The 19566-nt window shown below is 65.8% G+C and carries 15 protein-coding genes; 9 read left to right on the forward strand and 6 right to left on the reverse strand.

Going from position 1 to position 19566, the window contains the following annotated elements; translation table 11 throughout:
• Window positions 1-116 precede the first annotated feature (116 nt).
• Together HK353_RS05085 and manA are read left to right on the forward strand one after the other, a co-directional pair.
• On the forward strand, window positions 117-2939 hold the full coding sequence (locus HK353_RS05085) for an NlpC/P60 family protein (protein WP_173153323.1): 2823 nt from the start codon (window positions 117-119) through the stop codon (window positions 2937-2939).
• Window positions 2940-3229: 290 nt separating this feature from the next.
• Window positions 3230-4549, forward strand: coding sequence for a mannose-6-phosphate isomerase, class I (manA, locus tag HK353_RS05090; RefSeq protein ID WP_173153326.1), 1320 nt, complete (start codon window positions 3230-3232; stop codon window positions 4547-4549).
• Between the two features lie 342 nt (window positions 4550-4891).
• On the opposite strand, the gene HK353_RS05095 is transcribed toward manA, so the two are convergent.
• From HK353_RS05095 to HK353_RS05110, 4 genes are read right to left on the reverse strand one after another with little or no spacing between them, the layout of a single operon-like run.
• Window positions 4892-5554: a 3-oxoacid CoA-transferase subunit B gene (locus tag HK353_RS05095; RefSeq protein ID WP_173153329.1), complete on the reverse strand. Its 663-nt coding sequence runs from the start codon at window positions 5552-5554 to the stop codon at window positions 4892-4894.
• Between the two features lie 12 nt (window positions 5555-5566).
• On the reverse strand, window positions 5567-6337 hold the full coding sequence (locus HK353_RS05100) for a CoA transferase subunit A (protein ID WP_173153331.1): 771 nt from the start codon (window positions 6335-6337) through the stop codon (window positions 5567-5569).
• Complete coding sequence (locus HK353_RS05105; RefSeq protein WP_173153333.1) at window positions 6325-7017, reverse strand: hypothetical protein; 693 nt, start codon at window positions 7015-7017, stop codon at window positions 6325-6327. The genes HK353_RS05100 and HK353_RS05105 overlap by 13 nt, the downstream gene beginning before the upstream one ends.
• Before the next feature lie 44 nt (window positions 7018-7061).
• Complete coding sequence (locus tag HK353_RS05110) at window positions 7062-8189, reverse strand: coenzyme F420-0:L-glutamate ligase (RefSeq protein ID WP_173153343.1); 1128 nt, start codon at window positions 8187-8189, stop codon at window positions 7062-7064.
• Between the two features lie 349 nt (window positions 8190-8538).
• On the opposite strand from HK353_RS05110, the gene HK353_RS17415 reads away from it, so the two are divergent.
• From HK353_RS17415 to HK353_RS05125, 3 genes are read left to right on the forward strand one after another with little or no spacing between them, the layout of a single operon-like run.
• Window positions 8539-8979 (forward strand): WhiB family transcriptional regulator, encoded by a 441-nt coding sequence (locus HK353_RS17415; RefSeq protein ID WP_276330045.1) that lies wholly within the window; start codon window positions 8539-8541, stop codon window positions 8977-8979.
• Window positions 8976-12077, forward strand: coding sequence for a glycosyltransferase family protein (locus HK353_RS05120; protein WP_173153345.1), 3102 nt, complete (start codon window positions 8976-8978; stop codon window positions 12075-12077). The genes HK353_RS17415 and HK353_RS05120 overlap by 4 nt, the downstream gene beginning before the upstream one ends.
• Complete coding sequence (locus HK353_RS05125) at window positions 12074-13531, forward strand: DUF5719 family protein (RefSeq protein ID WP_173153348.1); 1458 nt, start codon at window positions 12074-12076, stop codon at window positions 13529-13531. Before HK353_RS05120 ends, HK353_RS05125 begins: the two co-directional genes overlap by 4 nt.
• A gap of 37 nt (window positions 13532-13568) precedes the next feature.
• Here HK353_RS05125 and HK353_RS05130 read toward each other — a convergent pair whose 3' ends face one another.
• On the reverse strand, window positions 13569-13931 hold the full coding sequence (locus HK353_RS05130; RefSeq protein ID WP_173153351.1) for a metallopeptidase family protein: 363 nt from the start codon (window positions 13929-13931) through the stop codon (window positions 13569-13571).
• Window positions 13932-14019: 88 nt separating this feature from the next.
• On the opposite strand from HK353_RS05130, the gene HK353_RS05135 reads away from it, so the two are divergent.
• From HK353_RS05135 to ahcY, 3 genes are all read left to right on the forward strand, one after another.
• The gene (locus HK353_RS05135; RefSeq protein WP_173154351.1) at window positions 14020-14376 is read left to right on the forward strand and encodes a DUF3499 domain-containing protein; all 357 of its coding nucleotides are present in this window, start codon (window positions 14020-14022) and stop codon (window positions 14374-14376) included.
• Window positions 14373-15857, forward strand: coding sequence for a phosphohexomutase domain-containing protein (locus tag HK353_RS05140; RefSeq protein WP_173153354.1), 1485 nt, complete (start codon window positions 14373-14375; stop codon window positions 15855-15857). The genes HK353_RS05135 and HK353_RS05140 overlap by 4 nt, the downstream gene beginning before the upstream one ends.
• Window positions 15858-16028: 171 nt before the next feature.
• The gene (gene ahcY / locus HK353_RS05145) at window positions 16029-17489 is read left to right on the forward strand and encodes an adenosylhomocysteinase (RefSeq protein WP_173153357.1); all 1461 of its coding nucleotides are present in this window, start codon (window positions 16029-16031) and stop codon (window positions 17487-17489) included.
• 120 nt (window positions 17490-17609) lie between these two features.
• Here the strand turns inward: ahcY and HK353_RS05150 are convergent, their stop codons facing one another.
• The gene (locus HK353_RS05150; RefSeq protein ID WP_342589821.1) at window positions 17610-18434 is read right to left on the reverse strand and encodes an RDD family protein; all 825 of its coding nucleotides are present in this window, start codon (window positions 18432-18434) and stop codon (window positions 17610-17612) included.
• A 114-nt stretch (window positions 18435-18548) separates the two neighbouring features.
• Between HK353_RS05150 and HK353_RS05155 the strand changes: the two genes are divergently transcribed.
• Complete coding sequence (locus HK353_RS05155) at window positions 18549-19547, forward strand: stage II sporulation protein M (protein ID WP_173153360.1); 999 nt, start codon at window positions 18549-18551, stop codon at window positions 19545-19547.
• Window positions 19548-19566 lie beyond the last annotated feature (19 nt).

Below are 19566 nucleotides of genomic sequence, written 5' to 3' on the forward strand. Positions count from 1 at the left end.
TGACACGCCGAAAATGTGTAACAATTTTGAGATGTTGGGGTTGCCCACCGTTCTGCCAACGGTGAAGGGGACCTCGAGGCCTGAACTTCCCTGTCTTCCTCGAAAAGGCTGTAACGATGAAATATCTATTGCCCACTGTTGCGGGCTGCGCTTCTATTGCGCTGGTCGGCACCTTAGCGGTCACGGCACCGTCGGCTTCCGCAGCCACGACGTCGCCTGATGTGTCCAAAGAGGCGCTGAACGTCAGCAAAGAGGGACTCAACGTCCCCGGCGCCCGCGATTCCAGTGATTCCACCGCCACTGCCGCCAACCAGAGCGCCACGAGCAATCTGCCGAATATCTTCAAGTCGCAGACCGCCCTGGCCTCGGCCAAGGTGCCCGATATCGTCAACGCGTCGGCGTCGGCGTCTTCGGGTTCGGTCAACAACGTCTCCGCCGGACTGACCTCCGGAGCCGACGAGGCCGCACCGTCTGAGGGATCGGCTCCGTCCGAGACCGAGCAGGCTCCTGCCGAGGGCGCAGAGACCGAGACCCCGAAGTCCGAGGACGAGGACGCGAAGGATTCGTCCGACGAGTCGAAGGCCGAGGGCGAAGACGACATCTCCGGTTCGGTCCGTCAGAAGACCGAAGACGGAGTGAACATCGCGCTCATCTCCGATGTCCTCGATGTCCCCGCGAACAACCCGAGCCTTGTCGGCTTCACCTTCTCCGAGTCGAAGTCCAATATCCGCATCCAGGTCCGCACCAAGCAGGGCTCGGAATGGGGCAATTGGGACACCCTGGACGAAGAGCAGCAGGAAGAAGCCCAGAACAAGGGTTCGGAGCCGATGACGGTGTCGAACGCTTCCGCTGTGCAGATGCGCATCCTCGGTGACTCCGCACCGAGCGAGGCCGAACTCGTCCTCGTCGATTCGAAGCGGGACGCCGGCGACGCTCAGGCTGTCGCCGAGAACGATCCCGTCGAGCTCGACGATCAGGTCGGCGGCGACTCCGCCGGTGCTGAAACCGCGCCGGAGCAGTCGACCGAGGACGCGACCGACGCCGAGGCGGCATCCGCAGAGAACGTCGACGCGGCGGCCGGTGCGACGGTGACCAACCAGAACTACGTACCCGGATCGTCGACGGTGGACACCGTGGCGAAGAAGGTGTCGAAGCCGAAGATCGGCTCGCGCAGCTCGTGGGGTGCCAAGGCCTACCGCGGCAGCCCCGACTACGCCAGCGGAATCAAGCAGGCCGTCGTTCACCACACCTCCGGCTCGAACAGCTACTCGGCTGCCGACGTTCCCGGAATCATCCGTGGTATCCAGGCCTACCACCAGCAGGGCCGAGGCTGGAGCGACATCGGATACAACGTCGTCGCAGACAAGTACGGTCGCCTCTGGCACGCCCGCGGCGGTGACGTCTCGAAGGCCGTCGTCGGCGCTCACGTTGCCGGACACAACACCGGAACCTTCGGCATCTCCGTGCTGGGTACATACAACAGCGCGGCTCCGCCGAAGAAGACCCGCGACGCCGTCGCCTCGGCGATCGCCTGGAAGTTCTCGATCAACGGAATCTCCAAAGCCACGAAGTCGAACCTGGTCGGCCACCGCGATCTGGGACAGACCGACTGCCCGGGTGACGCCTTCTACGCCAAGTTGGGTGAGATGCGCTCGACGGTCAACTCGATCCTGAAGACCGGCGAACAGCCCAGCGACAGCAAGGACGATTCCAAGAAGGATGACGACAAGTCCAAGGATGACTCCAAGAAGGACGACGACAAGTCCAAGGATGACTCCAAGAAGGACGACGACAAGAAGGCCGAGAAGCCGAAGGCGAAGACCTCGATCGAGAAGTACGCCGAGAAGAACAAGCTCGGCAAGGCCCTCGGCAAGGAATACGACGTCAAGGGCGTCGCTGGTGCCAAGGCACAGAAGTTCGAGAAGGGCACCGTCTACTGGTCCAAGAAGACCGGCGCCTACCACCTGTCCGGAGCGATCGCTTCGGCCTACAAGGACAATGCAGTCACCGACTTGGGGCTGCCCACCTCTGCGGAGAAGGGCGGCCTCAAGGGCGGGGGCGTCGCGCAGCGCTTCGAGAAGGGCTCGTTCTACTGGTCGAAGACCACCGGCGCTCACTACACCTCCGGCACGATCATGAAGTACTGGGGTGACAAGGGGACCGTCAAGGGTCACCTCGGTTACCCCAAGTCGGACGTGGTCTACAAGAAGGGCCGCGGTGAGCAGCTCTTCGAAGGCGCACGTCTGGTCTGGGCCGAAGGCTACGGAACCACCGAGTTCTCTGCCAAGGGTTCGATCGCCGGCGGAGTCAGCGACGACAATGCTCCGGGCGGCACGACGCCACCGGGAGACGATTCCACCGATGACAAGTCGGCTGCAGACTCCGGGGAAGGTTCTGCAGACGACAAGGACTCGAAGGATGACAAGTCCAAGGACGACTCCAAGAAAGACGATTCCAAGAAGGACGATAAGTCCAAGGACGATTCCAAGAAGGATGACTCCAAGAAGGATGACAAGTCCAAGGACGATAAGAAGAAGGACGACGACAAGAAGAAGGACAAGCCGTCCAAGGCCGAGAAGATCGCGGCCCAGCGTGCGTCCATCATCAAGGATGCGAAGGCCAACCTCGGCGTCAAGTACGTCTGGGGCGGCACCTCGCCGAAGTCCGGTTGGGACTGCTCGGGTTACACCCAGTACGTCTATGGCAAGAACGGCATCAAACTGCCGCGTACAACCAGTCAGCAGCGTTACGCCGGCAAGGAGATCTCGCTCAAGGACGCCAAGGCCGGCGACCTGATCTGGATCCCCGGTCATATCGGAATCATCTCCGAGACCAAGGGTCAGATGTACGATGCCGGCTCGACGCGGACGAACACCACGAAGCGCAGCTACAGCTGGATGCTGAACCGTGGAGCCAAGGTCATCCGCGTAGTCGGCTGACACTCGGCATCGAGGACGGGGCGTACAGCGCCTGCCAGCCAGTGCCCCGGGGGAGGATCCCATTGTGGATCTCCCTCGGGGCACTGTCTGGTTTCCCCGACGATTCCGGTCGCCGCAGTGACCGGGGCATATGCATCTGCGCAGGTGAAAAGCGGTGAATAGATTGTGACTTCGGCTGAACAGTCAGTGAAGTGCCGACTCCGGGCACGACAGCGGGGCTAGGCTGAACTGAGCACAACCGGAAAACACCGGATGTGAATCCGACTCGATCCTGTCAAAGGGGGCCCGCAGTGCATCGTCTGCACAATACGGTCAAGAAGTTCGAATGGGGCAGCACCGACGCGATTCCCGCGATTCTCGGCACAGTCCCGGACGGCACCCCCTGCGCGGAACTCTGGCTCGGAGCACATCCGGTCAGCCCCTCTCGACTCGATGTCGGGCACACGCGGGCCCAGGCTCCGCTGGAACGGCAGAACCGCCTCGGCGGGCAGCAGGCGACGGGCGGCGTGGCGACCGAGGCCGAGCCGCGGCTCGGACCCAACCTCATCGAGTACCTGGCGGGGGACCCTGAAGGTCTGCTCGGCCATGACTCCCTCGAGTCCTTCGGAGCGCGACTGCCGTTCCTGCTCAAGGTGCTTTCGGCGAGCAAGGCCCTGTCGATCCAGGTGCACCCGAACCGCGAACAGGCCCGGGCCGGATTCGCCGCCGAGGAAGCGGCCGGACCGGCACTGGACGCTCCCGACCGGAACTTCAAAGACGCCTCGGCGAAACCGGAGCTCATCTACGCACTCACCGACTTCCACGCGCTCACGGGATTCCGTCCGCGCAAGGCCGTGCGAGCCACGTTCGAACGGATGCTCTCCCAGCCGCTGACTCCGCCGTCCTTGGACGTGCTCGGAGCCATCATCGCAGCGCTGAAGTCCTTCAGCGAGTCCAAGGCGCTGTCTCGAGCCGTCGAAATCATCCTCAGCGATCCGCGGACACCTGGGCTCGTCGACGAGGTGGCCGCCCACGGAATCGACGAACTGCCGGTCGGACACATCAGCCGGTCGGGCAGTGCTGTCGATCCGGCGCAGACGTTCTGCGAGCTCGTCACCGACTATCCCCATGACCCCGGTGCGCTGGTCGGACTCATGCTCAACCGGGTTCACCTGCAGCCGGGTGAAGCACTGACCATGGACGCCGGAGTGCTGCATGCCTACCTCTTCGGCACAGGCATCGAGATCATGGCCTCGAGCGACAACGTCGTGCGCGGCGGTCTGACCTCGAAGCACGTCGACATCGAACAGCTGTCGAAGATCACGGACTTCCACGCCGGTGCTCCTCGGATGGTCGAGCCCGATCACTCGGGAATGCTGCTGGGACCCACCGATGATTTCGCTCTGCAGGCACTGCGGTGCCCGCGTATGGCGACGGTGGAACGGCGCGGTGCTGCGATTGTGCTGTGCACCGCGGGAACTGTCACACTCAGCTCGCTCGGCTCGACGCTCACCCTCGAACGTGGGCAGAGCGCGTTCATCGCGGCCAACGAACCGACGGTGACGGCCGATGGCCACGGCGACCTGTTCGTGGCGACCACCGGACTGAACTCCGGAGCTGCCGGCCGCTGAGCCCGCGCTGTCCGCCACCACCGGCGGCTGAGCTCGTCTGCTCAACTCACCCCGGCGAATGCTTACTCACCCCTGCTGATCGGTGTGCAGGGCCCCTGGAGTGTGATTGTTGGGTCGATCCACGGTGATTTCTTCAACGTAACCACCGTGGATCGACCCAAGAATCTGCGTTTCCAACGGTGTCGAATAACGTCCGACGGCCCTGACGGACGAAGACGGTGTTCGGCGGCGGTCGACGCCAACGCGTGGGCGATCAAGACTGCGGTGCGCAGGCGGCAGAACACAGAACAGTGGTCACGTTCGGACACTACACGCGTGAGGCCTGGGCCGGTCACTCGGAACTCAGGCGGCGACCTCGATGGTGGGGACGTCCTCGGGGACGATCACCTCGGCGCCGGTCTTCTCCTTGACTTCGTCGACGGTCACGCCCGGGGCGAGTTCGACGAGGGTGAACGCGTCACCGCTGACGTCGAGTACGGCGATATCGGTGATGATGCGCTCGACGACGCCCTTTCCGGTCAGCGGCAGTTCGCACGCCTTCAGCAGTTTGTGCGAACCGTCCTTGGCGACGTGGTCCATGATGACGATGACGCGCTGGGCACCGTGCACGAGGTCCATGGCGCCGCCCATTCCCTTGACCATCTTGCCCGGGATCATCCAGTTCGCGATGTCTCCGTTCGTGGCTACCTGCATGGCGCCGAGGATCGCGGCGTTGATCTTGCCGCCGCGGATCATGCCGAAGCTCGCCGCTGAGTCGAAGTACGCGGCGCCCGGGTTCATCGTGACGATCTCCTTGCCCGCGTTGATGAGGTCGGGGTCGATCTCATCCTCGGTCGGGTACGGGCCGACGCCGAGCAGGCCGTTCTCCGACTGGAGCACGAGGTGGACACCCTCGGGCAGAAAATTGGGCACCAGGGTCGGCATGCCGATGCCGAGGTTGACGTAGCTGCCGTCTTCGAGTTCCTGGGCGGCACGGGTCGCCATCTGATTGCGTGTCAATGACATTTCTGTGTCTCCTCAGGCTTCTCGTACGGTGCGCTTCTCGATGGGCTTGTCCGCCACCTGTTCGGGCGTCAGCGGCACCACGCGGTGGACGAAGACGCCTGGCACGTGGACCATGTCCGGATCGATCTCGCCGGGTTCGACGAGCTTTTCGACCTCGGCGATGGTGATGCGAGCCGACTCTGCGGCCGGGGGATTGAAGTTCCGCGCCGAGGAGTGGAAGACGAGGTTGCCGTGCCGGTCACCGATCGCGGCACGCACAAGTGCGTAGTCGGGAGCCAGGGACTTCTCGAGGACGTATTCCTTCTCTTCTCCGAAGGTGTTGAAGACCTTCGTCTCCTTGGCCGGAGATTCCTTGACGACGTTGCCGTCTGCGTCGTACTTCCAGGGCATGCCGCCCTCGGCGACCTGCGTCCCAGCGCCCGTGATGGTGAAGAAGCCCGGGATGCCGGCGCCTCCTGCCCGCAGCTTCTCCGCCAGGGTGCCCTGCGGGGTGAGTTCGACCTCGAGTTCACCGGAGAGGTACTGGCGAGCGAATTCCTTGTTCTCGCCGACATACGAGGCGATGATGCGGCGGAGTCGTCCGTCGGCGAGCAGAATGCCCAGTCCGCGGCCGTCGACGCCGGCGTTGTTCGAGATCACCTCGAGGTCTTTGGCTCCCTGGTCCTGGAGGGCTCGAATGAGGAATTCGGGCACGCCGACGACACCGAAGCCGCCCACGGCGATCGATGATCCATCTGCAATGTCGGCCACCGCTGCTGCGGGGGTATCAACTACTTTGTCCATGTGCCCAGTGTGCCATGGACCACTCCGAGCCCGGCGGCCAGGTCCGTGATGCGAGCATCGTCGACTCTGCTGGTGAGCAGAACCTCACCACCGCCGAGGAGGTGCTGCAGAAAGCGCGGCCACTCGCCCGGCAGCGGGGTCGAGTTCGAGGCGAGCAGTCCCTGCGGGCGGGCGGCGTCGGTCGATGGGGAACTCGTCCAGTCGATGATCTGACCGTCCACTTCGAGGATTCCCGAAGCGTCGAGGCGACGCGCTGTGACATCGGGGTAGGCGCGGATGGCGGAATTGACGTCGATGAAGTCGGCATCGACCGGGGTGCTCAGCGCCAGGGCCGGGGGATTGAAGACGAAGACCTCATCGGCGTCGGCCACTTGGTCGTCATCCTCGTGGCCGAAGGGAACGAGGGCCATGAAGTCCTCGTCCGGTGCTTCGCTCGCGATGACGACGCGGCCCCCTGCCATCAGGACGCTGAGGACAGCGACGAGTTCGCGCCAGTGCAGACCCTCCGGCAGAGGAGCGAAGAGAGTGAAGTCCGGTCCGAGGTCGTAGTCGCCGAAGAGCCCGACTCCCTTATTCACCCAGTTCGAGACGACCGGACCGGTGAGGTCGAGTCGATCGAAATCGGGTCCGCGCCAGATGAGGACGGGCCCGCCGGTGCGCGCGATGACTGAGAGATCCATATCCGCTTCCATGATTGTGTTTCGAGTGCAGCCTGTCGGGAGGGTCAGTGAACGATGAGGCCGATGTCGATCGTCACCCCGCGGGGGAAGGCCCCGAGCTCACCATCGACCCAGTGATAGCACGTGGAGGCGCTGAGATCCTCGGCGAAGAGGGCTGTATGGAGGCGTTCGACGAGCGATCCGAGTCCGACCATCGCCTCGAGCAGGGGCGGGCCGCCCGATTGGGCGGTCGCCGGCGAGTCAGAGGGGCTGAGCGTGATCCGCGATCCCGACCCCTCGATGCGCATCCGCCATGCCGCATGGCCCGGAGTCCGCGACTGCCCGGCGCGGACGACGCGGATCGCTCGAGACACCCTTTCGAGGATGTCGTCGCTGTTGTCGCCGGCAGGGGCGCTGCCGGGCAGGTCGGTGACTCCCAGACCGCGTTGAATGGCTTCGACATGGCCGTGTCGGAACCAGTCCTCGCCGAGGTCGCGGGAGAGCGCACGGGCGCCCTCGCGACCGTTGTCGAGGTATCCGCCGGCGCCGCGGACCAACGCCATGGGCAGTCCGCGGGAGGAGCCCTTGACCAAGTCGGCGGCCGCTGCGATCTCATCGGCGATCGCGCGTACCGTCACGGTCTGGACGCGCCCGTCGTCGTCGGGGCGACCGCGCTGGTCGTCGAGACCGGAGAACCCGGACAGGCCGATGGCGATATCGCCGACCCCGACCCGCCACGGCCGTGAACTCGTATCCGAGATGACCAGACCGATACGCACCTCGAAAGCCTGCTCGACCCGTCGGCGCAGGCCGTCGGCGGATCGGTCGCTGTCGAGCGGGTGGAGGATGACGGCACCGCCGGAGTTCGACTGGTCGAGACCCGCTGCTGCCTGAACGGTGCCCGCCGGGGTGCGCACGATCTGCACGGTGGTGCCGGAGCGATAGGAGCGTTCAGCGACCAAGTGGGTGCCGGTCTCCGCGACGAGCTCCTCGAACTCGGCACGATCTGAGACCGTGCGCAGGCGCCCCTCGGCCTTGGAGACGACTTTCGAGGCGACGACGAGGATATCGCCGTCCTTGAGGTCGATGCGGTTGCGTCGGAGGGCGTTGATGAGGATCGCGGAGAGGTCGGAGCCCGACGCGATCTCTTCCTCGACGGGAGGCGCGTAGACGGTGAGCAGACGGTCATTCATGCCGGGCCACCGGTGATTCCACTCTCATCTCTCCATAATCCCATTGTGGGTGCCCACTTTCTAAATTCTCCAGGTTTGCTCAGGCGAATCCCACAGGTTGTGCCCAGCGACTGGGTCGTGACCTATATATGGGGTTCCGGGCGCGTGTGCATGTGAACGCGTGTTCGAATAGCGTCTCACGCGGTGTCTCGATACTCCATAAGGGCTTGACGGGGCGGTAATGACACGCGTGTAATTTATACCTAAGGGGAACGCGCCGAGCAGGGATCCTTCAGGATTCGACCGTACATCGGACTGATCGCCTCAGTCACGGTACTGGACCTGCTCGAGCGTGAGAAAGGGGAAAACCGTGCAAAGTGCACAGAGAGAATGGCGGGAGAGAGAAGACTTCACCGCCGCACCGGGAGTCACCTCCCGCCGTGCCGAAGACTGGTTCATCGAACCGGGAGCACGTACACCCGAGACGTTGCCGGATCCGCTGGCCGTCGATCCGAGCGATCTGACGCCGCTGCCGCCGGACAACTCCGCCGTCTCTCCGCTGTCCCTGCTGCTGGGAGCTGCAGACGACGGTGAACTGTCCTGGCAGGACCAGGCCCTCTGCGCTCAGACCGACCCCGAGGCGTTCTTCCCGGAGAAGGGCGGATCGACGCGTGAAGCCAAGCGGGTCTGCGCCTCCTGCGACGTCCGTTCCGAATGCCTCGAATATGCTCTCGCCAACGATGAGCGGTTCGGCATCTGGGGCGGAATGTCCGAACGCGAACGCCGCCGGCTCAAGAAAAAGGTCGTGTGAGTCAAGCCGTCACCATCGTCGTCGTCTCCGGCGACGATGCCAGCAAGGTCGAGCTCGAAACAGCTCTTCGTCCGCACTACCCCGAGATCCCCGTGGTGGATCTCGGGGGGCGGACGGTCCGCGAAGCCGGTGAGATGCCGGAGATCGCGGAGTCGGATTTCCTGTGGTTCCTCACCCCTGACTCCCGTCCCGAACCAGACTGCCTCGATGAGCTGCTCGACGCCATCGGGGAGACGGAATCCATCGCCGCCGTCGGACCCAAGCTCATCTGCTCCGGCCGCATCGTCTCCGCCGGAGTGAGCACCACCGCGGCGGGGGAGCGTTTCAACCCCGTCGGCTCCGGGGAGATCGACCAGGGCCAGCGCGACAGTCAGATCGAAACACTGGGTCTCGACCTGCCGGGCCTGCTCATGGCCACCACCGAACTCGAGCGCATCGGGGCACCCTCCCGTGTTCTCGGCCCCGCCTATTCCGGTCTCGAATACTCCCGCCGTCTGCGCGACCTCGGCGCCCGCGTGCTGCTGGCCCCGCGTGGGCGGATGGAGATCTCCGCTGCGTCCGCTGCCCGGCTCGGCTCCTCGCCCCACCCGCCGAGGTCGAAGTCCCAGATCCGGACGGAGCAGCGCTATCGTCTCAGCCTCGCCGGTCAGGGGCTGGTCTCGCTGTTCTGTCTCCTTGCTCTCGGCCACCTCGGCCGAGTCATCGGCGGGCTGCTGTCGAATAACTTCCGTCCTGCCGGGTGGCACCTCGGTGCGCTCATCGGCCTTCCCGCAGACGTGTCGACCACCGCCCCGCTGAGACGTGCCAACGCCCGTCGCAACCGTGTGGCCAGACGATCGAACACCGGACATGTCGCCGCGCTCTACGCCGATGACGAAGAACTCGCCGTACAACGCCGGACGATGAGCGGTGAGAGCGATGACTCGCGTCCCGCGGAGGTTCCCACCGGCGGCCCCGACGCCGATGCCGAACTCAACCCGGTCGGCGACACCGAAGAGGCCATCGACTCCTTCTCCCGTCTGGAGATCTCCGGCGGTTCCAGTCTGCTGCGTGCACCCCTGACCTATGTGGTCCTCGCCGCCGTGGTGATGAGCGGGGTCATCAGCTTCCGTCTCTTCGGCCCCGGCCACCTCGACGGCGGCGCCCTGGGTTCGACCGACATCGGCTTCGGTGAGATCGTCGACCGTCTCCTCGGACGTCACCTCGACGTCTCGACTGGCGCGGCGGTGCCGGCCGACCCCTACCACCTTGTCCTCGGTGTGCTCTCCCTCCTCTTCTTCGGCCATGTCGATGTCATGGTCCGCTCCCTGCTGTTGGCCGCGCCGATCCTGGCCGCCATCACCGCCTACGCGGGCGCGGGGAGCGTACTGGCACGGCGATGGGTGCGCGGCTTCGCCGCCCTGCTGTGGATCGCGTCTCCGCTGTTCACGGCCGCACTGTCGGACGGTCGCCTCGGCGTGATCCTCGTTTGGATCTGTGCCCCGCTGGCGGTGCTGACTCTGCGCCGCAGCCTGACGACCGGATCGATCGCCGCGGCAGCGGGCACCGGCCTGCTGCTGTTCGTCATCACCGCAGGCATTCCGCTGCTCCTGCTGGTCACGGTCCTCGGTACCGCGGTGCTTCTCGTGGCAGGTCGCGGCCTGCGCCATCTGTGGCTGCTCGCCCCGACCGTGTTCCTGGGCTGGCCGTGGCTGTGGGCCGTCGTCCGCGAGCCGGGAACTCTTCTCACGATGCCCGGGCAGACCACAGCCACCGAGTCCGCCCCGACCTATCTGCTTGCCGTCGGGTTCCCCGCTCCGCTCGACATGTCCTGGCTGACGAAGCTGATCTCTGATCTCGGCTTCGGCGGGGTCTCTGCCGGCACCCTCGAACTCTGGGCGCCGGTCCTGATGCTGCCGATGCTCATTCTGGCCTTCTTCACCCTCATCGAAGCCCGGCTCGAACTCTCCCGCCTGACCTGGGCGGTCGGACTCTACGTCGGCGGTCTCATCCTCGCCGCGATCCAGGTGCACCTGCCGGCGGAGACGGGACCGTTCCACCTCATCGCCTCATACCCCGCAGCGGGACTGACCCTGGTCAGCCTGGGGTCGATCCTGTTGCTGTCCCTCGGCGCCGACCGCACCGTGGGTCGCCGCCCCGGGCGCAGCCGAGACGCCGGTTCGTCCTCTGCGAAGAGTGCGGCCAAGGGAGCCTCCGCGGCATCCGGCCGACTGCCCATGCGCGGCCTTGTCGGGCTCGTGACCGTAGCGGCCATCGGGCTCATCGCCATCGGCGCCGTACGGGCCGCGTCCTCGCCCGAAGCGGTCACCGCGACCTCCGACGGCAACGTCCCCGCACTGGCCGCCGACCGCGCAGCGGGGGAGACCCAAGCGCGCACTCTCCGCCTGGACAACGTCGACGGAGAAGTTCTCGCCACCCTCATCGCCTCCGCCGACGGCACGGTGCTGGGCACATCGACGGTGACCTCGGCAGAAACCGTGGGTGGGTGGCCGTGGCAGCGCCGCCCGCTGCCGATCACCTCCGACCGGGTGCTCGTGGCTCAGGCCGCGTCCGCGCTCTCGGCCGATGACGCCGGTGACCTCGGCAGCATCCTCGGCGAACTCGGAGTCGATTTCGTCCTCGTCGGCCCCGATGCCGGCAGCCTGACCAACTCGGTATCCGTCTCCGAGGGGCTCCTGCCGGTCGGGCCCACCTCGTCCGGGCAGCTGTGGCGCGTCGATAAACCCTACAGCGGCCGTTTTCTCATCCGCGACGCCGAAGGCCAGGTGTCGACGGCGGCGATGAAAGGCACCACCGCGACGGTGCCGGCCGGTCAGGAGGGGCGTACCTTGACCATCGCCGATGCAGCGCACGGCATCACCGCGAGCATCGACGGTGAGCCGCTGCCGCAGCCGAAGCCAGGCGAAGAGGCGTGGGCAAGCGAATTCGACCTTCCCGCCGCCGGGGGAACGGTCGAGATCTCGCTGAACTCACCCCTCTACCCGATCGGCGTCATCGTCGGATGGGTGCTCGGACTGCTCAGCCTCATCGTCGCAATCCCCTTCGGCCGGGCGGGGAATGTGACACGGAAGACCGGCCGTGAGGAGCAGCAGGCATGAAGCACCAGCGCAGCATCGTCACCTTCACGGCCATCGCCGTGCCCGGGGTGCTTGTGGCCATGACCTCGTTCCTCACCCCGTTGACCCCTGGCACGCTGGACCGCAGTCCGGAACAGGTGCGCATGCCCACCGCGGACACCCGCGCCGTCTGTCCCGGCCCCCTGCTCACAGCGGGAGAGGCCGAGGGTACCGATGCCGAATTCGTCGACGACTCGAAGGTCTCGACCCGTCTCGTCTCCGCCTCTGCGCCGATCGGTGCGGCAGACGGATCGACCTCCTCGGCTCGGCTCCAGGTCGCCGATCTCGGCGGTTCGATCGACTTCGACAATCCTTCCGGCCAGGGCTTCGTCTCCGGAGACGACAACATCGACTCGACGAAGCTCGTCACCGGTTTCGCCCGCCCCGGGGCTCCGGCTCTGACGACCGGCCTCGAAACCGTCGAAGGCAGCTCCGGTGACCTCACGGGCCTCGCCACCCTCACCTGCGCCCAGGCATCGAGCAGCTTCCGGATCGTCGCCGGATCCGGAGCCACCGGCTCGAACTCGCAGCTGCTGCTGAGCAACCCGGGAGACGTTCCCGTGCAGGCGAAGGTTGCGCTCATGACTCCGGGCGGCGAATCCGCCGAACCGACCGAACTCAGCATCAAGGCCGGTCAGCAGCGTGCGGTCCCGCTGGGCGGACTGGCAGGAGGTGCCGAGGCCCTCGCCGTCGACGTCACCGTCGACGGCGGAGTCCTGGCCGGTTCCGTCCAGGAGACCATCCTCGACGGACTCAAACCGCAGGGCATCGACCTCGCAGCCGGCGGGGCAGGGGCCGATCGCCAGCAGGTGCTCACCGGGCTCAGCGGCAAGGACGCGCGAGTCCGGGTCGCGAACCCGAGCAGCGACCTCGCCGAGGTATCCCTGAAAGCGTACGGGCCGGACGGAGAGATCGACATTCCCCGTTCCTCGATGACCGTTGTCGGCCGCGGTGTCGCCGAGGCCGACCTCGGGGATCTCGACGCCACGAGCCTCGTCATCGAATCCTCACAGCGCGTCCAGGCCGGAGCCTTCATCGGCAAGGACGGTGAGAAGGGAGCCGCCGACTTCGGCAGCATCCCGTCGACCGACTCCCTCGCCGAGACCCAGATTCTGGCGCTTCCTCGCACCGGTGAGTCCTCACTGAACCTCTCGCCCGGTCAGGGACATGTGCAGGTGCAGGGAATGCTCGACGACGGAACGCTTACCGATCCTCAATCGATCGACCTCAACCCGACGGGAACGACCGTGCTCAATCCGAGCGACGTTTCCGAGGAGCCGGTGCGCGCACTCGTCCTCAAAGGATCCCAAGCCTCGGGCTCACAGGCCGATGGGGTGCATGCGACCCTCGTCGTGTCCACCGAGGACGGAATCTCCACGGTCGTCCCGGCGCCTGCTCCGGCAGGTGTGGCCTACCGGGATATCCGGCTCGGCTGAGGTCTCACGAACCAGGATCCTGCGGTGACTGCGGATCTCAGGTGCGACGGAGGATATCGACCTGGTCCGCCACCACCTCGGCGATGAGCGCATCCCGGGCGTCACTGCCGGCATGATCTTCGATCACCCGCCGATAGAGGACGATATGGGTGGGACGGTCCCCGGCCGCCGGGAACACGCGGCCGAAGCTCGGTTCGGTCGAACTCGCCGGTGGGACGGAATCGACGGCCAGCACCACCTCGGCGAGGAGGACGGGTTCGCGCCTGCGCATGCGGGCGAATTCGGCGGCCGCGACCTTTGCAAAACTCTCCGCCCGACTCAGCCGCGCGGGCACCTCGGCCCGGTGCAGCGGAGACCGCAGACCCCGCCCATGTCGGTCGCGATGTCGCCTTGGTCTCATAGCACTTCATTCTACGTGCGGTGCCGCCGTGCCTGAGCGAATCGGCGGGGCGCGGCGTGTAGAGTGTGGGACTGTGTCAGCCGTGAGAATGTGTTCAAAAGTCAGCTGTTCGCGCCCCGCCGCCGCCACCATGACGTACGTGCACGCCGATGCGACCGTCGTCATCGGACCTCTGGGCAGGCGCGCCGAACCGGGCGCTCATGACCTGTGCGCCGAACATGCGGCGAAGCTGACCCCGCCCGTGGATTGGCAGCTCATCCGCATCGACTCCGGGCAGGCCCCACCCGAACGCAGCCATGACGACCTGCTGGCGATCGCCGACGCCGTCCGCGAGGCCGCCGATCGCGCCGATCAGACCCCGGCCCGGAAGGAATCGGGACCGGCCGACGATCCGGCCGCTTCGGGACGTCGACACGGTCACCTGCGCATCATCGGCGACTCATGAGCCACCGCGAGCCGGACTCGACTCGAATCGAACCCGCCCAGCAGATCCCGACCGACTCCGAACTCGGACGAGCCCGGACGGCTGCCCTCGATTCCGCCGTCGGAGCCTACGACATCCGCGGTCGCATTCCCGACCAGCTCGACGACGACATCCTGTTCGCCCTCGGCTGGGCGACGGCCCGAGCCATGGCAGAGATCCACACCGCCACCGAGGTGGTCATCGGCCACGATATGCGACCGAGCTCTCCCGGATTCGCCCACTCCTTCGCCGCGGGAGTCGAGGCTGCCGGCTCGGCAGCCGTCCTGCTGGGGCTGTGCTCGACCGATCAGCTCTACTTCGCCTCGGGCATCTTCAAACTGCCCGGCGCCATGATCACGGCCAGCCACAATCCCGCCGACTACAACGGGATCAAGATCTGCGGACCTCGCGCCGCCGGAGTCAGCCTGGCCTCCGGACTCTCGCGAGTCAGAGAACTCGCGATCACCGCACCACAGACCGGCGGCCGGACCATCGCCGAAGATGAGACTGCCGCATCCCGGATGCGGGAGCAGTACGCGGCACGGATCCGCGAACTCACCCACGTCGATGAGGTCACGGGACTGTCGATCGTGCTCGACGCCGGAAACGGCATGGCCGGGCGCCTCCTCGGGGAGGTCTTCGGCACGGACGCGGGATCCGCCTCGGTGCCCTTCGACGTCATCGGCCTCTTCACCGAACTCGATGGGACGTTCCCCAACCACGAGGCGAACCCGCTCAAACCCGAGAACCTCGTCGACGCGGCACGCGCTGTCGTCGACAACGGCGCCGATCTCGGACTCGTCTTCGACGGGGACGCCGACCGCTGCTTCTTCATCGACGAGACAGGCGCGACGATGTCGGCCTCGGCCGTCGGCGCACTCGTCGCCGAACGCGAGATCGCACGGGCCCGGGCACTCGGCGACGACCGACCCACCGTCATCCACAACCTCATCACCTCCCGCAGCGTGGCCGAGACGATCACCGCCGCCGGCGGACACGCACTGCGGTCGAAGGTCGGGCATTCGGGAATCAAGACGCTCATGCGCGAAACCGGTGCCGTCTTCGCCTGCGAACACTCCGCGCACTTCTACTTCGACGAGTTCTTCGGGGCGGACTCGGGAATGCTCGCCGCCTGTCACCTCATCGCCGCCCTCGCCGAATCACGCGCTCCCGCCTCCCGTCTGGTTGCCGACTATGACCGGTTCGTGCAGTCGGGGGAGATCAACTTCACCGTCACCGACCCCGACGCTGTGCTCGCCGACTTCGCCGCACGTGCCGGAGACTTCCCAGAGAACACCGTCGACGACCTCGACGGTATTGGCCTGCAGGGTGCGGACTGGTGGGTGAACCTGCGCAAGTCCAATACCGAACCCCTCGTCCGACTCAACGTCGAAGCCGCCGATTCGGCCCAGGTGGACGCGCTCACCCGCCGGGTCACGGACTTCGTCAGCGCTCACGCCTGAAGCCGGATCGACGACCGCCGGATCTCTGCTTCCGGTTCTCGGCAGTAGGGCAGCAGGGATATGACCGCTCGCTGACAGTCTTCGCTGTCCGCAGAACGAACATGACGCGACAAGCCGCCTGCCCGGCAATAGACTCGAAGCCGATCAGACAGCCCGCCTTATGGAGGTACCGTGCTCGTTTCCACTGACTTCAAGGTCGCCGATCTCAGCTTGGCCGAGGCCGGCCGACACCAGATCCGCCTCGCCGAACGGGAGATGCCGGGCCTCATGGCGCTGCGTGAGGAATACTCCTCGACGGCACCGCTGGCCGGGGCCCGCATCGCCGGCAGCCTGCACATGACCGTGCAGACGGCTGTCCTCATCGAGACCCTCGTCGCACTCGGTGCAGACGTCCGGTGGGCCAGCTGCAATATCTTCTCCACGCAGGACGAGGCCGCAGCGGCCGTCGTCGTCGGCTCCGGCACTCCCGAGGCCCCGGCCGGCGTCCCCGTCTTCGCATGGAAGGGCGAGACCCTCGAAGAGTACTGGTGGGCCGCTGACAAGATCTTCGACTTCGCGGATGGACCGAACCTCATCCTCGACGACGGCGGCGACGCCACCATGTACGTGCTCAAGGGCACCGAATTCGAAGCCGCCGGGGGAGTGCCCACCGCCGGCGCCGAGGACTCGGAGGAGTTCAAGGTCCTGCTCAAGCAGATCGCCGCGTCCATCGAATCGGCCCCCGGACGCTTCGCCCGTCTGGCCGCCGGAATCAAGGGCGTGAGCGAGGAGACGACGACCGGAGTCAACCGCCTCTACCGCCTCGCCGAACAGGGGACTCTGCCGTTCCCTGCCATCAACGTCAACGATTCGGTGACGAAGTCGAAGTTCGACAATCGCTACGGCATCCGCCATTCGCTGCCCGATGGACTCAACCGTGCCACCGACGTCCTCATCGGCGGAAAGATCGCCGTCGTCATCGGCTACGGCGACGTCGGCAAGGGTGCCGCCGAAGCCCTGCGCGGGCAGGGTGCGCGCGTCATCGTGACCGAGATCGATCCGATCTGTGCGCTGCAGGCCACGATGGACGGCTACCAGGTCGACCTCCTCGCCGAGGTGGCGCCCCAGGCCGACATCATCATCACCACGACCGGAAACACCCGGGTCCTCGACGTCGACGTGCTACAGACGCTCAAACCCGGCGCAATCGTCGGCAACGTCGGCCACTTCGATGAGGAGATCGATCTGGCAGGGCTGTCCCGCCTGCCCGGAGTGGAGAAGATCGAGATCAAACCGCAGGTCCACGAGTGGAGCGTGCCCGTGCCCGCCGAGGCGGGACTCGGTCGCGACCGCACGGACTTCCTCGTCCTCTCCGAAGGGCGCCTGCTCAACCTGGGCAACGCCACCGGCCATCCGTCGTTCGTGATGAGTGCGTCATTCAGCAATCAGGTGCTCGCCCAGATCGAGCTGTGGAACGCCCACGATGACTACGGCAACTCGGTGCACCGGCTGGCGAAGGAACTCGACGAGAAGGTGGCGCGCCTCCATCTGCCGGCGCTCGGGGCGAAGCTGTCCGAACTGAGCAAGGAACAGGCCGAGTACATCGGCGTCGACGTGGCAGGGCCGTTCAAACCCGAGCACTACCGGTACTGATCGAGCACTGCCGGTCCGGTCCGGCGGCGGAGTTGGCGAACCCGGTCGCAGTCCGGGACCGCTCCGCCGACCGAGGACAGTCGAGTCGCGGCGTCGGCGGCGGACAGTCAGACTGCGTCGTCAGCGGCGGGTGAGGCTGAGACCGTAGGGGAGCGTGTCGACTCCGGACCGGAAAGCGTCCGCACGGTCGCTCCGACGGCGCTGTTTCTCGATTTCGGCGATGCGTTGCCGATGGATGACCGCTGACAGGAACTGTTCGGGAAACGTTCCCTCCGGCGGGGCCGGAGCCACATAGGGATTGAGCTCGGTGGCGAGCTCGATCGCTCGCTGCCACCTCGACTCCGCACCGAGTTGGGGCGCCATTGCGAGGAACGCGACGATGCGCCGATGCAGACCATCGGGGATCGCTGTCACGTCTGTGCGGTTCAGCCATTCGTGCAGATGAGGAGCCACATGGGTGTGCATGGGCGGCAGAGGTCGGCTGCGTTCGCTGACGGCGATGGTCCCGGCCAGATAGTCGCCGAGGCGCTTGGCCTGCGGTGAGAGCAGACCGGACAGAGCCGCGATGCCGCCGCCGCTGGACACGATCTCGAACGGCCACAGCAGAGCGCGGATGAAGGAATGGCGCAGCCGCACCGCCCCGCCGTCGTCGCGAACAACGCGCAGCCCGAGGATGAGCTTGCCCAGCGAACGACCGTGACTGAGCACTTCGACGAGCATCGGCAGCAGCACGAACACGAAGATCGTCATCACGGTCATGAGCGAGCCGAGAAGCAGTCCGTTGAGATCGAGCACCTTGAGCATGAGCCAGAACATGGCGATGAGCAGACCGACGTTCACCAGCGAATAGACGATGTAGTCGATGAGACAGCTCAATGCCCGCGCCGCGAGAGCGGCCGGTTGGACATTGAGTTCGACGGCTTCACCGGTGATCAGAGTACTCACCCGACCATCGTGTCATATTGCCGCGTTCGGAGGCGGTCGTTTCGCCGAGAGCTTGCCGTGTGCCTCTCGCTGAGTTCGGCGGTCCCGAGGTGTCGTCTCCGATAGGGTGGAGGGATGGATCCGAACCTGCTGGCCCAGCTGCACGGCGATGACTGGCTGGAGCTCTCGGCATTGGCGAAGAAGAACACGCTGACACCCGAGCAGACGACCCGTTTCCTCGAGCTCTACCGGACCGCGTCGAAGGATCTGTCGCGGATCACGACGGTGGCTCCCGACTCTCTCGAAGCCGCTCGGCTGTCGGCGATCGTCCACCGATCCCGCAATCATCTCTCGTCCGTGCCCAGCGGAGGACTGTCCGGGCTCGCACGGTTCTTCGTCATCAGTCTGCCGCTGTCGATGTACCGGCTGCGATGGGACTTCGTCATCGTGGCCGCCGGATTCCTCGCCGTCGCCGTCCTGTCGGGCATCTGGGCGGGATCGCATCCGGAAGTGCTCGAGACCTTCGGGGATCGAGAGTTCCGACGACAGTTCGCCGAACATGATTTCGTCGACTACTACAAAGAGAATCCGAACGGCTTCTTCGCCGTCGGCGTGTGGACGAACAACGCTTGGATCGCCGTCCAGTTCGTCCTCCTCGGCATCACCGGCGGCTATGTCATCGTCGGGCTGTTCTCGAATGCCGTCAACGTCGGCTTCTCCGGAGCGATGATGTTCGAGTTCGACCGGGCCTCCGACTTCTTCCTCTACATCCTGCCCCACGGGATCCCGGAGATCAGCTGCATCATCCTCGCTGCTGCCGCGGGTCTGCGTCTCTTCTTCGCCTGGGTGGTGCCGGGCCCCAGGCTGCGCCGTGACAAGCTCGCCTCCGAAGCTCGGTCGCTGCTCGTCGTCGCCGGCGGTCTCGTGCTGCTGCTGTTCGGTTCGGGACTCATCGAGGGCTTCGTGACCCCGAACCCGATTCCGCCGGCGGTCAAGATCGCCATCGGAGTGGCCTATACCGCGGCTGTCGTCGTCTACGCGTGGTACTTCGGCAAGCGCGCCGCCGCAGGCGGACTCAGCGCCGATCTCGACGAGCATCAGGCCGGATACTCGGTCATCTCCACCGACCGCTGATCAAATTGTCGCTGACAGT

Source organism: Brevibacterium permense, from assembly GCF_013280495.1.
Lineage (GTDB): Bacteria > Actinomycetota > Actinomycetes > Actinomycetales > Brevibacteriaceae > Brevibacterium > Brevibacterium permense.

What these genes read in the sequence shown, in the direction of transcription:
- HK353_RS05085 (WP_173153323.1), top strand. Translation starts at nt 117, where the DNA reads ATGAAATATCTATTGCCCACTGTTGCGGGCTGCGCTTCTATTGCGCTG.
- HK353_RS05095 (WP_173153329.1), bottom strand. Translation starts at nt 5,554, where the DNA reads ATGTCATTGACACGCAATCAGATGGCGACCCGTGCCGCCCAGGAACTC.
- HK353_RS05100 (WP_173153331.1), bottom strand. Translation starts at nt 6,337, where the DNA reads ATGGACAAAGTAGTTGATACCCCCGCAGCAGCGGTGGCCGACATTGCA.
- HK353_RS05105 (WP_173153333.1), bottom strand. Translation starts at nt 7,017, where the DNA reads ATGGATCTCTCAGTCATCGCGCGCACCGGCGGGCCCGTCCTCATCTGG.
- HK353_RS05110 (WP_173153343.1), bottom strand. Translation starts at nt 8,189, where the DNA reads ATGAATGACCGTCTGCTCACCGTCTACGCGCCTCCCGTCGAGGAAGAG.
- HK353_RS05125 (WP_173153348.1), top strand. Translation starts at nt 12,074, where the DNA reads ATGAAGCACCAGCGCAGCATCGTCACCTTCACGGCCATCGCCGTGCCC.
- HK353_RS05130 (WP_173153351.1), bottom strand. Translation starts at nt 13,931, where the DNA reads ATGAGACCAAGGCGACATCGCGACCGACATGGGCGGGGTCTGCGGTCT.
- HK353_RS05135 (WP_173154351.1), top strand. Translation starts at nt 14,020, where the DNA reads ATGTGTTCAAAAGTCAGCTGTTCGCGCCCCGCCGCCGCCACCATGACG.
- HK353_RS05140 (WP_173153354.1), top strand. Translation starts at nt 14,373, where the DNA reads ATGAGCCACCGCGAGCCGGACTCGACTCGAATCGAACCCGCCCAGCAG.
- HK353_RS05155 (WP_173153360.1), top strand. Translation starts at nt 18,549, where the DNA reads ATGGATCCGAACCTGCTGGCCCAGCTGCACGGCGATGACTGGCTGGAG.